General features: G+C 49.0%; 13 protein-coding genes, 1 tRNA gene and 1 other RNA gene. 11 read left to right on the plus strand and 4 right to left on the minus strand.

Features of this window, described 5'->3' with window-relative positions; genetic code table 11:
• Positions 1-34 precede the first annotated feature (34 nt).
• From ACIS_RS03340 to ACIS_RS03360, 6 genes are all read left to right on the plus strand, one after another.
• On the plus strand, positions 35-1084 hold the full coding sequence (locus tag ACIS_RS03340; RefSeq protein ID WP_012880792.1) for a gamma-glutamyl-gamma-aminobutyrate hydrolase family protein: 1050 nt from the start codon (positions 35-37) through the stop codon (positions 1082-1084).
• A 298-nt stretch (positions 1085-1382) separates the two neighbouring features.
• Positions 1383-2660, plus strand: a complete 1278-nt coding sequence (proS, locus tag ACIS_RS03345) for a proline--tRNA ligase (RefSeq protein ID WP_012880793.1) — start codon at positions 1383-1385, stop codon at positions 2658-2660.
• Positions 2657-3019: a holo-[acyl-carrier-protein] synthase gene (locus ACIS_RS03350; protein WP_012880794.1), complete on the plus strand. Its 363-nt coding sequence runs from the start codon at positions 2657-2659 to the stop codon at positions 3017-3019. Before proS ends, ACIS_RS03350 begins: the two co-directional genes overlap by 4 nt.
• A gap of 435 nt (positions 3020-3454) precedes the next feature.
• Positions 3455-3526 (plus strand) — tRNA-Asn (locus ACIS_RS03355).
• An 83-nt stretch (positions 3527-3609) separates the two neighbouring features.
• Positions 3610-3941: a transfer-messenger RNA gene (gene ssrA / locus ACIS_RS05300) on the plus strand.
• Between the two features lie 160 nt (positions 3942-4101).
• A complete protein-coding gene (locus ACIS_RS03360) occupies positions 4102-4578 on the plus strand; it encodes a ClpXP protease specificity-enhancing factor SspB (RefSeq protein WP_012880795.1) in 477 nt (158 codons plus the stop codon).
• 261 nt (positions 4579-4839) lie between these two features.
• Here ACIS_RS03360 and topA read toward each other — a convergent pair whose 3' ends face one another.
• From topA to ACIS_RS03375, 3 genes are all read right to left on the minus strand, one after another.
• Positions 4840-7278, minus strand: a complete 2439-nt coding sequence (topA, locus tag ACIS_RS03365) for a type I DNA topoisomerase (protein WP_041651541.1) — start codon at positions 7276-7278, stop codon at positions 4840-4842.
• Between the two features lie 160 nt (positions 7279-7438).
• The gene (locus ACIS_RS03370; RefSeq protein ID WP_041651220.1) at positions 7439-8860 is read right to left on the minus strand and encodes an NAD(P)H-hydrate dehydratase; all 1422 of its coding nucleotides are present in this window, start codon (positions 8858-8860) and stop codon (positions 7439-7441) included.
• A gap of 165 nt (positions 8861-9025) precedes the next feature.
• The gene (locus ACIS_RS03375) at positions 9026-9340 is read right to left on the minus strand and encodes a hypothetical protein (protein WP_012880798.1); all 315 of its coding nucleotides are present in this window, start codon (positions 9338-9340) and stop codon (positions 9026-9028) included.
• A gap of 254 nt (positions 9341-9594) precedes the next feature.
• Between ACIS_RS03375 and ACIS_RS03380 the strand changes: the two genes are divergently transcribed.
• The 4 genes from ACIS_RS03380 (at position 9595) to ACIS_RS03395 (ending at position 14175) form a co-directional block, all read left to right on the plus strand.
• Positions 9595-10257: an O-methyltransferase gene (locus ACIS_RS03380; RefSeq protein ID WP_012880799.1), complete on the plus strand. Its 663-nt coding sequence runs from the start codon at positions 9595-9597 to the stop codon at positions 10255-10257.
• 221 nt (positions 10258-10478) lie between these two features.
• Entirely contained in the window at positions 10479-12962 is a 2484-nt protein-coding gene (locus tag ACIS_RS03385; RefSeq protein ID WP_012880800.1) for a response regulator, read from the plus strand.
• Positions 12963-13006: 44 nt separating this feature from the next.
• Positions 13007-13357 (plus strand): divalent-cation tolerance protein CutA, encoded by a 351-nt coding sequence (cutA, locus tag ACIS_RS03390; RefSeq protein ID WP_012880801.1) that lies wholly within the window; start codon positions 13007-13009, stop codon positions 13355-13357.
• A gap of 353 nt (positions 13358-13710) precedes the next feature.
• Positions 13711-14175 carry a hypothetical protein gene (locus tag ACIS_RS03395; protein WP_012880802.1) on the plus strand — a complete coding sequence of 155 codons (465 nt, stop codon included), beginning with the start codon at positions 13711-13713 and terminating at the stop codon, positions 14173-14175.
• Positions 14176-14295: 120 nt separating this feature from the next.
• Here ACIS_RS03395 and ACIS_RS03400 read toward each other — a convergent pair whose 3' ends face one another.
• Entirely contained in the window at positions 14296-15153 is an 858-nt protein-coding gene (locus tag ACIS_RS03400) for a 4-(cytidine 5'-diphospho)-2-C-methyl-D-erythritol kinase (RefSeq protein WP_012880803.1), read from the minus strand.
• 157 nt (positions 15154-15310) lie between these two features.
• Between ACIS_RS03400 and dusB the strand changes: the two genes are divergently transcribed.
• Entirely contained in the window at positions 15311-16267 is a 957-nt protein-coding gene (dusB, locus tag ACIS_RS03405; protein ID WP_410510735.1) for a tRNA dihydrouridine synthase DusB, read from the plus strand.
• The last annotated feature ends 23 nt before the right edge of the window (positions 16268-16290 follow it).

A 16290-nucleotide genomic window follows, 5' to 3' on the forward strand; every position in this document is an offset into this window, starting at 1 on the left:
TGCTTTGGCTGTATAGTCACAATGGGGGGGGGGGATGTTCCGTTACGGTTGTCTTGTCACGAAGTTCGTGAAGGTTGCGTTCTGCGCACTGTTGTGCAGTCTTGCGCTGTCACCTATGGCGCCTCTTCTTGCTGGTGAGGGAGGTGCACCTGAAAGCAAAAATGGCGTTGTAGTGGGGTTCCTACAGACCGAGAAGGAAACCTACCCGGAAGAGCTTACCTTTTCCCATAGCATTGCCGATATGCTCACACGCATGGGAGCCCGTGTTGTGCGTGTGGACTACAACAAGATTGTGGATCTTGCAAACCTCAGAAGGAAAGCATCCCTGCATCAGGCTGCAGGAGACATGACAACAGCCCGTAAGCTCGATGCAGCTGACATAAAGCGTGAGGTTCTGGATTTTCTCAGGAAAGAAGGGATTTCTCGGATATTCATACCGGGCAACTTTTATAACCTAGACGCAGAGCCTTACCCTCCCACCCCCAATCGGCAGCTAGTCACTTCCGCAATCGCCGAAATAGTGCGAGAAGACCCGAACATGCGGCTTATGGGCGTATGCGGAGGGCTACAAGGAATAGCGCATGCAATGGGCATCAAAGTTGTGAGAGTGTGGCACCTGACACACAGGGATGCAGCTGCATCCCATACGGTGTCTGGGGATGACCCGCACAGTAGCAGCGCTGCCCTTCACAAGCTGCGGATAGTGCCGGGAAGTAGGCTGGCAAGCATAGTTTCTAAGCATGCACTCCAGGACAGAGACGGCTGGCTTTCCCTGTACTTTCCCGACCTGCATGGCGGAGTAGTAAGCAACGATCCGGAAAACATCAAGAAGCTGGAATCCCTGGGGTACAAGGTGGTGGCATACTCCAATGATGGCATGATAGAAGCCTTGGAAGATATGCATGGCAACATATTGTTTCAAGATCATCCGGAAGCATTGGCAATAGGCATTCTCAATGGTAGCTTGGTTCCGCCCACGGGGGGCCATGGTGAAAAAGGCAATGAAGTCCATGCTTATGAGGATGAAAGATACAGGGCCGCCCTATCCGCAATGCTGATAATGGAGGACTTTTTGCACCGCTGACATCACCGCACAACTTTTGGTATACAGTCAGGAAAATGCGGGTGTATGTTGGGTGGTAGTTCTGCTGGTGGTAGAAGAGCTTCACAAAAGGTGCAAAATCCCGGTGCCCGTACCGCACGTGCCAGACCCGTCGAATTGCTGTAGTGTTGTGCCACTTTGCGTGGACATGTTTTAACCCAGTGGTGGCGCTGCTGTAGATAGCGCCCATAGAAGGGTGTTAGAAGTTGGCCATTAGCCTTAATTATCTTGACTGTAAGATTTGTATATGGTACTGGGGGTGGGTTAGCTGGTATTGATTATGCGCCTATCTGAATGCTACGTGCCGACCATGAAGGACGTGTCTTCAGATGTCATAGTTGCGTCTCACAGGTACTCGCTGCGTGCCGGCTTGGTTAGGCAGAACGCCTCAGGTCTTTATACATGGCTGCCCCTCGGGCTCAAAGTTTTGAGAGGAATAGAGCGCATCGTACGGGAAGAGATGGATTCAAGTGGCTTCTTGGAGATTCTTATGCCGTCTGTGCAGCCCGCAGAGCTGTGGCGCGAATCGCAGCGTTACGACTCTTATGGGTTGGAGATGCTACGTATGCAAGATCGCAGCGGCAGAGAAATGGTGTTTGGCCCAACACATGAGGAATCCATCTCCGATGTGGTGCGCTCGTCGCTAAAGAGTTACCGCGACCTGCCAATTAGTCTATATCAAATGCAGTGGAAATTTCGCGATGAGTTGCGCCCCCGACATGGCATTATGCGCTGTAGGGAGTTTCTCATGAAAGATGCCTACAGCTTTGACGTTGATTTTGAGAGCGCAATGAGGTCGTATAGCAATGTGTTCTCGGCATATCTGAGGATTTTTAGGCGTCTTGGGCTAGTAGCTATAGCGGCAAAGGCCGACAGCGGCGCCATTGGAGGTAGTACAAGTCATGAATTTCATGTGCTTGTACCCACTGGAGAAAGCACGGTGTACCACGATAGGAAGGCTTTAGACATCTCCAGGAAGAGCGATTGCAGCATGGAAGACGTTACTGGTGTGTATGCCGCAACAGAAGACGCGCACGATCCGCAGAATTGTGGGGTGCACCCAGACGATTTACAAGTCTCTAAAGGCATAGAGGTTGCCCACGTTTTCTACCTGGGAGACAGGTATTCTGCCCCAATGAATGTGAAGTTTCACGACAAAAGCGGGAATAGCAATAATGCTCTAATGGGGTGCTATGGAATAGGGATATCCAGGCTTGTAGCGGCAATTATTGAAGTTTTTCATGATGATGTGGGCATAAGATGGCCAGAATCTATAGCACCTTTCAGAGTGGGGATAGTAAACTTGCTGGCTACAAATGGGGATTGCAAAACAACCGCGGAGACCATATACACGGCCCTTGCTGATAGCTCGTTGTACGATGATAGCGCCGACAGCCCCGGAGTGAAGCTTGCAAGAATGGACTTACTGGGAATGCCTTGGCAGGTTATTATTGGCAATTCTTTCGTAAAGGACAAAGTGGTGGAATTGAAAAATCGCGCTAGCGGAGTAACGGAAAAGTGCACCGTTGGTTCTTTGATTGCAAGGATGCACGCGTGATAGTCGGTATCGGAGTAGACTTAGTATCTGTCAGAAGAATGCAGCTGCTGCTGGAAAGGTTTGGCAACAGATTCACCGCTAGGGCATTTTCCGAGGTCGAAATACGTGATTCCCTGCAGTACAAAAATGCACACGCCGTGGCCAGGCACTTCGCTAAAAGATTTGCAGCGAAAGAAGCATACGTAAAAGCAGTTGGGCTTGGGTTCGGACGTGGAATAGAAATGCGGAGCGTATCGGTATTCAATGACGCCCTGGGAAAGCCACGCATCGCTGTAAGTGGCAGCGCTGAACACAATATAGAGCTTTCGTTGAGCGACGATGGCGAGTATGCTGTGGCCTTTGTTGTTTTGCACGTATAAAGCCAGGAATTGTTGACTACGCGCCAGGGGTGACGCCTATCCGGAGGTAACAGGAGAATGCGGCTTCGCAATCGAGAACGCGTGCACAGGAGCTACCTTGTCGGCTCTTAGCTATGCAGATGGGCGCGCGGCCCCACTATAGGCTAAAATCTCATGCACACGTAATGTCCGTGCCGTTGGCGCGCTTCTCAGCGTGGGGTCTTGCTAACGTATCCATCCCACATACTCCGCGTTCAGCGGTGCACGATTGCAAATTTTAGCATGAGCATCCATATCTATCAGACACACTTTCACCCTTACGGTGTTGTGGGACGGCGCGTATACGAACTCCCGTAATTACCATGTTGAAGTAATGGAAAATGTGCGGGCCGAAGGCGCAAGTTTTTGTTGCACACCAGAGGGGACAAAATGTATTATGGTCCCGCTTCACATTGTTCCCTGGTAGCTCAGTGGCAGAGCAGCTGGCTGTTAACCAGTGTGTCGTTGGTTCGAATCCAACCCGGGGAGCTTGTGCGCGTGCTAGGTGCTGGTGTGGGCATTCATGAGAAGTTTCTAAGTTACGGTACCGTCCTGCTGCGTTTTCGCAGCATGTGCTTGACTTCTACGTCCATTGGTAATACAATCTGCCCGTGGTTTCACTATGGCAATAAAGGCTTCTTGGAATAGGCGTTTTGGACCCGAGGGCAGTGCTCGGCATCTCCACTTTCGCTTCGTTTGGGGATGAAACAGGATAGACAGACGCAATAAAGGGGATTGCCGTTGCTCGGTGGGAATTCCAGCCGTACAAGTGGGTCATTTTTATAAGTGCAAACGATGATTTCGTTGCCGCTAACGACAACATGGAAACAGCTTTCGTAGCTGCTGCCTAGTTTTTGTCTTTAGCGCGGTTTTGGGGGCTTACCGGGCAACAGAAAAGTCCCCGCAATTGCGCGTGTGCAACAACCATGGCACGGAGGTGTGCTTGCGTGCTACACCCTTGCTAATCTCCGTTTTGTTTTCTGATGCGATTGTGGTATCCTGCTGCGCGGCAGGCAGCTCTTTTTGCCGCTGGCTGCGCGGGTGCTTTCTGGTGCGAGGTTTCAATGAGTGATCTAGTAGATTATCGGAGGCTGGTCTACGCCGCGATGTGCAGCGTGGTGAGAGAAGCACTGGATTTTGTGTCTAAGCTTTCTCCTACTGGAGAGGTGCACATTACCATTTCGTTTCTCACAAATTACAGCGGGGTTGTGTTGCCTGACTACCTCAGGGCGCAGTACCCAGAAAATATGACGATCGTCCTTCAATACCAGTTCCGTGAGCTGTGCGTAAGCGATAGTTCTTTTAGGGTCATATTGAGCTTCAAGGGCAAGGAAGAGTGCATAACGGTGCCTTTCAGGGCCGTGGTAAAGTACGTCGACATGTTAGCTAATTTTTCCCTGGATTTGGAACAATATGGCGACATAGAGTTCGGAATGGATGCGGATTCCGATAACGACGACGTTGCTGGGTATCCGTCTACAGATACAGCGCACACGGTGCGGGACAACATAATTTTTATAGACAAATTCCTAAAACATTAGGCAGGCCGCCGCGTTCTGGCATCTGGCAACTTGGTCCAAAGCGGAAAAAACGGCTTGTGCGCACGTGTGGTCAGGTATCGGTGGGGGCTTTCCCGGAGTTGCAACTTAGCAACAGCAGGAGTTACGCTGATTTGCATCCCACCCATCCTGAACAGGTAAAAAGGAGGTCAACCACCGGAAGGGAGCCCGCGCATGGAGGCCACAAGCGCGCCTCACCAGCCACTATTGCGCAACGTCCGCACCACAGTCGCAAACGATGTTTTATGGTTTCTGATTCAATAGAGATACAGCATCCTCTAGCGTTATGTCACCACCCTTCCCTTTGATAGCAACATTTTTCTTGTCGCACTTCAGGTAGAAACCATACCTTCCCTTGCATACGTATATTTCCTTACCATTGTCGTGCAGCCCCAAAAGCTTCGATTTTTTCTGCGCTTGGCTGTCTATAACGTTCACCGCCTCTTCAAAAGTCAGATTCCAAAAGTCCTCCCTACCCTTCACGGAAAAATACGTCCCTCCGTATAGGACGTACGGGCCAAACCTTCCGGTCCCCAGCTTTACATCCTGTGCAGTATTGGGATAATGCCCCAAAGTTATGGGTAGAGACAGGAGCTTCTTCGCCACATCTAAAGTAATTTCTTGGATACCCTGTGGGACAGCAACACGCTTTCCCTTTGCATTGTCCCCAAGCTGCAAATATTCACCATACGGGCCATGCTTGAGAATAATTTCTTCTTGGGTTGCATCGTCCAGACCCAAAACTTTAGGAAACTCGTCCCTACAGACACCAGAGTCTCCGCCTACCCCTCTGGTGTATTTACACTCAGGATATCTATTGCAACCTAAAAACGCCTTATATTTGCCAATGTTTAACATCAGCTCGCCTTCCCCACAGCCCGGGCAAGATCTATTCACTGCCTCACCAGCATTGGGTGAAAATGCGTACTCTTCCAGATCTTTAGTGATCGACTTTAATATTTCACTGACTTCAATACCCTTAACTGTGCTTACATCAGAGATAAACTTATCCCAGAACCGTCGCAGCACCTCCTTCCAGGCCATATTACCGTTTGAGATAAGATCCAGTTCCTCCTCTAGATTAGCAGTAAAGTCATACTCCACATAACGCCCGAAAAAGTTGGTCAGGAACGCGTTTACTATCCTCCCCCTTTCGCTCGGAACAAATTTCTTTTGCTCTAACTGGGTATAGCCCCTCTCCTGCAGGACAGAAATAATCGTTGCGTAGGTAGAAGGCCTTCCTATCCCAATTTCCTCCATTTTTTTCACCAAACTCGCCTCACTATACCTGGGAGGGGGTTGGGTAAAATGTTGGCTTGGAGAAACCTCCACAAGACTACAATCCTCTCCGGCCTCAAGTTTCGGTAACATTTTACGCTTATCGTCATCGTCGGTACCGTACACCCTTTGGTACCCATCAAAGCCCAAGCTGGAGCCAACTGCGTGCAAAACTACAGAGCCATCCTTTGATTGAATGTCTACAATAACCTGGTCGATCACTGCAGACTCCATCTGACTAGCCATAGTCCTCCTCCATATCAAGTCATACAGCTTCAGCTGGTCTTCACTAAGATATTGCGCCAAACTGTCTGGAGTCATCGTAATGTCAGTGGGGCGTATCGCTTCGTGGGCTTCCTGAGCATTTTTTACTTTCTTCACATACTTTCTCGGAGATTTGGTAAGATACTGCTCACCAAACTGCATCTTAATTGTGTCACGAATATAAGATATTGCCTCAGAAGAGATATAAAACCCATCGGTACGCATGTATGTTATCAACCCGACAGTTTCCCCACCAATATCTATGCCTTCATACAGCTTTTGGGCAACCATCATGGTGTTTTTTGCAGAAAAGCCAAGCTTAGTTGAGGCCTCCTGCTGCAAGCTAGATGTGATAAATGGGGGGTGCGGATTGCGCTTAGTCCGCTTTGCCTCAACGGAAGCGACATGATATGTTCCATTTCGCACATGTTCAGCTATGGCACTCGCGCTGTCAGCATTGGGGATAGCAAACTTATCCAGCTTTTCCCCGTTATAGCACTTCAAGGCCGCAGTTAACTCTTCGCCGCTTTTGCTCTTCAGGAGCACTTCGATATTCCAATATTCTTTGGAGTCAAACCGCTCTATTTCGTGCTCTCGTTCACACACCAGTCTAAGTGCCACAGACTGAACTCTTCCCGCAGACTTACTACCAGGAAGCTTTCTCCACAACAAAGGAGAGAGGGTAAAACCCACAAGGTAGTCCAAAACTCTACGGGCTTGCTGCGCATGAACTAAATCCATGTTGATGCTTCGGCAGTCACTTATTGCCGCAGTGACAGCCCTTTTGGTCACTTCATTGAAAACCATTCGATTGATCGCAACGTCTCCACCAATAGCGCTACGTTCGCGCAGAACCTCAATTATGTGCCAAGCTATGGCTTCACCCTCACGGTCGGGGTCCGTAGCCAGATATATACCACTTTTCTCTGAGCTTACAGCTTTGACGATCTTATCTATGTACTTCTCCGACTTAGGGATAATTTCGTAAATCATACGAAAATCATCATCGGGATCCACAGAACCACTTTTCGCCGGGAAATCCCTCACGTGGCCAAAAGAAGCTACTACCTTGTACTTTCCCCCTAAATACTTGGAAATCGTCTTCGCCTTAGAAGGAGATTCTACAATAACCACGCCCATCATTAAACCTACATGAGAAAACTGCCCCTCTCAGAAGCTAGCAACCTAATATTATAAAACAAAGTCCTTGGAAAGGATTTTTGATACGTAGACTACAGGTGAGGTATCAACCGCCGACAACACAGCCAGAAAAACCCCGCAGCTTGAGAAGCAAGTAACCTTAGATGTAATCGTCGAAGAAACCTAGGCTACCCCCTTCGGCTAGAAGGGCAAGCTCCCCGGGGATCTGCTGTACCATATCATCAGCGATGAGCCCAATTTTGTGCTTCTTTCCGCACGCACCATGTATCCACACGCCGCAACACGCGGCAGCAAATTCTGGCATCCCAGCAGCAATAAGTCCAGTAATAATCCCTGCAAGCACGTCGCCACTCCCAATAGTGGCCAAAGAGCTGGGTGCATTGTTGTTTACAACCACGTTTCCGTCTGGGTGAGCAATAACCGTGTCATGCCCCTTCAGTACTACCACTGCCCCAGACATTCTCGCGGCACTTCTAGCTCTTTCAACAACGCTTCCTCGTAAATCCGGAAATATTCGCTTAAACTCCCCTTCATGGGGAGTTAGCACAACATTTCCCTGAGCGATACATGACAATAGCGTTTCTGTGTCATCTTGAAAAACAGATATACCCCCAGCATCCAGCACGCACTTTTTGCCAGAGTTCAACGCGACAAGCACTTTGTCCCTGAGTGCATCATCGAGCACGTCACCGCCCGGCCCCACTAGTACCGCTGTGACCCTAGAATCACTTAACACCTCTTTATATGGCTTATACATCACTGCAGTAAGAGCGCTCGCATACAGACAAATCTCCTCATCCGCACAGGCAACAGCAACTGCACCGGATCCTATCCTCAAAGCCGCAAGAGCAGCCAGTTTTACCGCCCCAACAGATCGCACACCCACGGAGCACACAGCTGCGTATCCCCTACTGTACTTATGTGACCTATAGTTCGGCTTGGGAATTAGCGTCCCCCACAAGTCTGGAGTATTACGAAAGGCCTGGGTTCCATCAACCGCTAATCCTATGTCTTTAATGCATACATCCCCTGAGTGGTACCGGCCCGGAGAAATGACATGTCCAAATTTCAAACACGAAAACGTAATGGTTAGGTCAGCCTCGATTGCAGCTCCCATAACCTCCCCCGTATCACTATTGATACCGCTCGGTATGTCCACAGCCACAACGTGTTTACCACTTGAATTGATTTTCGATGCAATCTCCTGCAAATCTGCATCCATGGCGCGAGAGAGCCCTACACCGAAAATAGCATCCACAATCAGGTCTTCGTTGATAGAGAAATCCTCTGGGATAAGGGGTGACACACCCCCACCATTGACGCCGCCACGGTAGTTGAGTACCCTTACTGGCCACCCACTCCTTTCGAGCAGCTCGGCAACCACCGCACCATCTTTGCCATTGTTCCCTGGTCCACACAAAACCAAAACCGGCCTTTTGGAAAAATACCTCACTACCTCCTCGGCCACGGCGGCCCCCGCCCTGAGGATCAGTTCCTCAACAGGCACATCGGAACCCCGCTCGCAAGCCCTAAACTGCGCCACCGAAAGTATCGAAGACATAACACAACTCATGAAGCGGCAGGAGTAGAGCTATACAGCAGAATGCACGTACGCACAACCCCAAAAAAGCCGACGTCCCGGCCACCAGAAAGCGACACTGCGGCAACCAACACCGTGTGGACCAAGTATCGGCCCGGGGTGGACGGCCGCCGCGCACCCGGGGAGTTAAGCGTATTCGTCCTCGTTAGACTGCACCGTGCTATTGGCCTCACTAGGAACACCGCTGGCAACACCACTCCTCTTCCTAGACACCGCAGACACGGGCCCGGCCTTGACGCGCTCGAAATCTCTGCGTCTCCTATGCCAACCGTAGGTGTACATGACCATTTTGTTCTCTATGAGCGCTATCGCCCCGTCTGGATACACCACCATATCCATACCCCTTCTTTGGGCTTCGATGAACTTCTCCCTGTATCTCTCCCTATACGCGGGGTCATCAAAGGCTGACACGCCATCGCCTCCGGCATCGGCCCTAGACATAACACACCCCCAGACACCTTACAGTCGTACAACGCGCACAAACACTCATTCGATAACACCTCTATTCCACAACCTATCGTCAGCATACAACCACGCCTGCCATGGTATCACAAAATGAGCCTAGACAAACATATGAATATGAACACATACCACATTTTTTTACAGTAGTGACAATTTTATCACCCTATCTCTGTTGTTTTTTTTTTTTTCTTTAGCAGTACACTGAGCCCGTCTTTTTGCAATGAGGTGCTGTCATGCGTAGTGTTTTATCCAGTGCACAGCTGGAGCAATATGTCGACGGGTGTTTCGGGATTGACGATAGTGATGCGTTGTCAGTTCATGCGTCGGCACCCGAAAGGTGGGTCAAGGGACAGGTGGGATTCGTTGAGGGTCGGTTGCTGCAGTTTCTGATCCGAGTTACTGGAACCAAGTCCATAGTAGAGGTCGGAACATGCGTAGGCTTTTCAGCAATATGTATGGCGAGGGCTCTACCTCCTGAGGGACGCGTATATACCATAGAGAAGGATGAACAACACTGCGCCGCAGCGAGGCAAAACATCGCGAAATGCGGAATGGCAGACAAGATCACTGTGCTTTACGGAGACGCGCTGCACGTACTTAAAAAAGATTTGGAGGACAAATCCCCATTCGACATGATGTTCATCGATGCGAACGAGTCCGGCTACTGTGATTATCTTGACTGGGCTGAGGTAAATGTAAAGAAAGGTGGGCTTTTGGTCGCCGATAACGTATTCCTCTATCGCACAGTGTCTGGTGATGCACCCTCAGATGGAGTCCCTGCAAGTGCACACACTAGCATGCGGCGCTTCAATGAGAGACTGTCCAATAAGCAGGACTATCTCGCCTCTGTGATTCCGACTGAGGAAGGAACATTGGTTGCACTAAAGCTGCGGTAAGGTGCACCTCCGTGTTGCGCACGCCTGTGCTGCTCCGAACCGGCACAGGCGTGATTGCTCTCCAATATTATAGGGTGTGTAACAATCTCCAATTGGTGTGAAATCCAATTTGCCTTTGTTGCGGGTACGTATTATTGTATGAGCCCGGGAGGTTTGTGAACTGCGGCATGTGCGCACTGTTGCCATCTTCACCTCGGCGTATCGCATAGTAGGGGTTCTAGGTGAAAAAGAGATACACCGATAACGAGCAGAATAATAAGGTAGACTTCGTAGCGCGAGACTACGGGATTTCAAAGATTAAGGCCGCGGCGGTTTTGATTCTGCCTCTGCTATGTGTCTTTAGCATATACCTATTTGGCATCGAAAATGGCTACGTGAGCATGGTATTTAACTGCTTGTTTACGAGCACAACCGTGCTGGTAATCTTACAGAAACTTAGCCGATATCCGAAGATAATCGCCACTATAGAATACCAAAATATGATTTTTGCAAACGCACTCAATCATGACACTGAGTTTTGCCTGATCTTGAAAAGCAATGGGGACGTAGTCTACTCAGACGCAAGATTTAATGCAAGATTCAAAAATCTGGGACGCCGCCCTTTTAATCTTTTCAGCATATTGAAGCTCGGCAATCTAAGCGACGACGAAATAGCGAGGTTCCTTGACGCTCTAAAGAACAAATCGCCGGTACGCACCTATTTTTCTGTGAGCAAGAAAAATTCCGTTTCTAATTTTTCTCTGATCCTAGATCCAATAGCAGACAATCCACAAGTGGATGCGACTCAAGAGGTTACGTTTAGGTTGTTCTTGAATCCTCTCTCAAGACCGCAAGACTATTTTGTCCTGAAGGCAATGAAGATCACCAAAGAAGAAGTACATGAGAGGTTGTTACACAGACATAAAGTGGGGTCGTATCTCCTAAACCAGGATGGAGTGATCATCTCTGCGAATGAGAACTTTCTAAGGATCTTTGAGTTGGAATCTATAAAACGCCACACACTATTTTCTGATTTTCTCAGTAAAAATCAGTCTGATGCAGCTGGAGATGAGGTGATATTCACCACGGCTACCGGCACTATGTTCAAAGCTCACGTAACCCAGGAAGTGTTCTACGACAAGAGTAACAACAGCTACACATGTGGGCTACTCACTCCCAAAAAGTTCAGCCTTGAGGACTATCAGTTGAATCCGTGTTTCGTCCACGCCCCAATTGCGATGGCCCAATGTGGCTTGGATGGTAGGGTCATAAAATATAACAAGGCTTTTGAGGCATTAACGGACGGACAAGACCACGAGCATATATTTGAGTATATTATGCCCGTGTATAGCAAAAAGATAAAAAAATACCTGCAGGGTAGCGCGATTAACAATATGTCCATCGAGGGGCAGTTACGCAACAAAACCTACGTGAAGATATATATGAACAAGCTGGTGCACAACAACGAAATATCGGTTGTGTGTTACATCACCGATAGCGCCGATAGGAAAAGCTTAGAGACGCAGCTGGAACAATCACAGAAATTACAGGCGATCGGTCAACTTGCAGGGGGCATTGCGCACGACTTTAACAATATTTTAACAGCCATCATAGGGTTTTGCGACCTACTGCTCATACAACACCCGGTAACCGACCCCTCTTTTAGGGATATAATGCAAATTAAGCAGAATGCCAATCGCGCAACTAATCTGATTAAGCAGCTTATGGCTTTCTCCAGAAAGCAGACCCTGCAACCTAAAATACTAGATATTAACAACATAGTGGCTGATTTGTCGCAAATGATCAAACGCCTGATAAGCGAGGACATAGAGCTCAGGGTATACTACGACAAAAACATCGGCCTGATAAAGGTAGATCTGTGCCAATTAGAGCAGGTTATAGTGAATCTGGTGGTAAATGCAAAGTCAGCAATGAACTCTGGAGGAGCATTAACCCTGCGCACTTATAATCTACAAGTTGACGCGTCCACTATACCCAAGGGCATGTTCGTTCCGGATAAAGACCAGGTGGAGTATGGGGAGTACGTGGTGCTTGAGGTTATTGACACAGGCCATGGCATGGATAAGCAGATTCTTAAGAAGATTTTTGACCCGTTCTTTTCAACAAAGAGCGAATCTTACGGAACTGGGCTTGGGCTTTCCACGGTATACGGAATAGTAAAACAAACCGGGGGGTACGTGTACGTGCACAGCAAGGTAGGAGAGGGTACAAAATTCATGATACTCCTACCCCGAGTGTATCTAGCTGAAGGCCAGAGAGTTGAAGAGCGTTTACTATCTGGTGAATCTCCAGAGGCAGACCACTCGATGCTTGGGGATGGTAAAGAATACAGCAATGCAGCTTCTGTCCTCTTAATAGAGGATGAAGACCCGGTGCGGGCATTCACGTCCAAGGCGCTATCGAAGAGAGGCTTTCGAGTCATAGATACAAACTCGGGTAAGGAGGCCATAGAGGCAGCCAAAACCACACATATAGACATCGTAATCAGCGATGTTGTAATGCCTGGTGCTAGTGGACCAGAAACCGTCGCTGAGATATTAAAAATACAACCAAATGCCAGAGTGATGTTCGTATCGGGGTACGCTGAAGAAATATTCCATCAACACAAAAATATAAATCTGGATGAGATGTTCTTCTTGTCGAAGCCATTCACACTAAAACAGCTACTACAAAAAGTAGATGAAGCTCTTGCTTGCAATAAATAGACCTAGGGTGCACAATCCTGCTGGTTGGCTCTGTTGGCTTTGTAATGGAAGATGGATTGTCTATTGTGTATGCCACATTTCCTGATTACACCACCGCCCATAAGATTGGTTCATCGCTCTTGCGGGAAGGTGTGGTGGCGTGCGTGAACATATTCTGTAACGTTACCTCGATGTACATGTGGGACGAAGATATGCACACAAGTGAAGAGTGCGTGGCAGTTCTGAAGACAGTAAAGAGCCTCGGGGAGGAAGTGATTAGTAGAATCTTGGAGCAGCACCCTTACGAGATACCTGCACTGTTTTCGGTGGACGCAGAAAGTTGCAGCCCCGCGTTTCTGGAGTGGGTAGCATTGCGCACAGGTGCGGCTGTACCAACTGAAGACCCACACAAATAGGTTGCTCCAAATTTTTAAGCTTGTTGAAAGCCTTATTCACGTGGATTTCCTGCGCATCGGGAGTGCGTGTGTCATTACGTATCATAAAATTGTCAAAACCCGCGGGGCGGCCGCACACAGTGCATCAACAACATCACAATACCCCTTAACAGGGGCCTAAATCAGGCACAGCAAAGTTTTGCGGCACGCGATGAAAATATTTTTATCATACGGAAAAGATGCATGTAATTTGCATCGCCGTATTCATCCTCATGACCATAGTAACGCAAGTGCAGCCAAAGCCTATATGCCAGCGTTGCAAGTAGAGTAGATAAGGTGTACAATGCGGCATGCTATTCGCGTTTGGAGTCTGTATGGAGGAAGGTAACCTAATCGATGTGGAGAGTGGCTTGCAAGACGCCGAGCTTACTTGCGCCCAGACCCTGTCACAACCCCAATACTCTGCTTGTCATGATATCCTAGATGCCATTTATCAGTTTGGCGCATATGCTGTCTCTGTAGTTGAGGACTGCTATGCCGCCATAGTTGGCACATTCTTTGGCTATGGAACCGCATCTGAGGGGGAGGCTGGAGGGGGCAGCGCACAGACGGTGCTTGACACAACCCAAGAGCATGAGCTGTCTTCTTCTGAGCTTTCCACACATGCGGAAAGCCGTAGTCGGCAATTTGCGGATTGGGTGTCATCACTTGTGCACCAGGCACACGAGCCGCAGTCGTCAGAGGCCTCCGCACATGCAGAGGGCCATAGTCACAAGTCCGTAGACTGGGAATCATCTCTCGCTCAGTGGAGGACGCGTGAGAGCAACCTTGACGGCTGAGTGTACGCACGGTTCCACAAGCTAGGTGGCGCGGTGCGCGGGCGGTGGCCGTTGTGTTGTGGCCGAAGCATTAGAGAGGTAGGGGGCGCAAGGCAGCGGTTCTTGGTAGGTATTCGATTTCTACTGGGCGATCTCGGTTTTGTGGACCCACCACTCTGGGTGTCGGCTTTTCAGATATGCGGTTCCGGTGTTTGCAGCTTCGCTGTCTTCAAACAGCGCAAAACATGTAGCCCCGCTACCGCTCATCCTGGATAGGACACACCCTTCCAGGGATTGCAACACCACTAGGATGTTTTGCACGTCAGGTACAAGCGACGCTGCGGTTTCAGTTAGGTCATTGCGGGATCGTATGGCAAGGTTTAGCAAACCATCGGAGGTTTCCGGCAGGATCCCTACGCTCTCGGAAAATTCCTTGCAATTATAGGCGCCAAACACGCTTCTCGTGCTGAGGTGTACCCCGTACGGCCTCACCAACACAACATGGTTCGGCAACCTGGCGTGCGGCAGGAGCTCTACATTCTCTCCTATCCCGCGAACAAACGCTGTTTTGGATTTCAAGCACACGGGAACATCGCTCCCCACAGATGCCGCAACACCATTCATATCAGCTTCACTAATGCCCCAACGTGTTCCTAGCAGGCGTATGATTGCTGCAGCGTCAGCTGAGCCACCAGCCAGCCCGGCAGAAACAGGAATATTTTTAGTGACCTTCGCATATACACTCTTGGCCACACCCGGGGCACATCTTCGTACTAAGTGCCCTATGGCCCTTTGTACAGTATTATCATGTCTGCTTATTCCTAAAAACCGCGCAAACTCCACCCCTCTTTTTTTTGACCCAATATCAACCTCGAGCGTGTCGTGAAGCCTGACAAAGGCGAAAAGGGATTCTAAAACGTGATACCCAGAAGCAGACTTACCCACTACGTGGAGAAACAGGTTTATCTTCGCTGGAGCGTTTATTAGGCACCTATACATTACTCCCTACACTCCCAGAGGTGCCCACCTCTAGCATAGTCACAACTGCAAGTCAATATTAAAATCTTAAGTGCTTATCGTACGATGTTTTATTCGGTGTTGCTACACCCTTGGTTATGGTGATACCATCTAGCTCGTATAGTTCATAAAATTGCCAATGAGACAGCGTATATCCGAATGCCCAGTAATCTTAGCACCAATGTCTGGTGTTACTGACATGCCTTTTCGGTCTATCGTTGGGGAGCTTGGTGCAGGGCTTTTGGTTTCTGAAATGATCGCCAGTCGGGCCATGATAATCAAGACGCGGCAAAGCCTACAAAAATCAGACGTTGGGGCAAATACCTCCGTGCAGTTAGCTGGATGTGTGCCTGAAATCATGGCCGAAGCGGCAAAAATTAACCAAGATATGGGTGCAATGTCGATAGACATTAATTTTGGATGTCCGGTAAAAAAGATAGTAGATGGGCATGCTGGATCCGCATTGATGAAGGATGAAGCAAAAGCTGCGAAAATAATGGAGAGCGTGGTAAATGCGGTAACCATTCCCGTAACCGTAAAGATGCGCATGGGCTGGAGCCCGACAGATTTAAATGCACCTAGGCTTGCGAAAATAGCCGAGGATGCCGGCATAAGGATGGTGACAGTGCACGGGAGAACAAGATCTCAAATGTTCAGCGGAACTGCGGATTGGAAGTTTATCAAGTGCGTGAAAGATTGTGTTAAGATACCAGTGATAGCAAATGGAGATATTCGCACATTCCAAGACATCACCGACGCGTTGAATCTTTCCGGAGCAGATGGGGTGATGATTGGGAGGGGGGCGTACGGTAAGCCTTGGCTTATAAAGCAGGCGCTGCACTTTATAAAAACAAGGGAGGCGTTGCCGGAACCTTCAGCGGATGAGAAACTCAATATAGTGCTTAGGCACTATGATAGCGCGATAGATTACTACGGAAAGGACATAGGGGTGAAGATTCTCAGGAAACATCTTGGGTGGTACAGTGCTTCCAACGCGGGTTCCGCATGTTTCAGGGCACAGGTTAACACAATGAGTGACCCGGTGGCGATAAGAGAAAGATTGCTGGAATTCTTCGGAACCAGCGGGAACACTTGATGTAAGGTCGCAAATTGTTGGAC

The sequence above is a fragment of the Anaplasma centrale str. Israel genome (assembly GCF_000024505.1).
Lineage (GTDB): Bacteria > Pseudomonadota > Alphaproteobacteria > Rickettsiales > Anaplasmataceae > Anaplasma > Anaplasma centrale.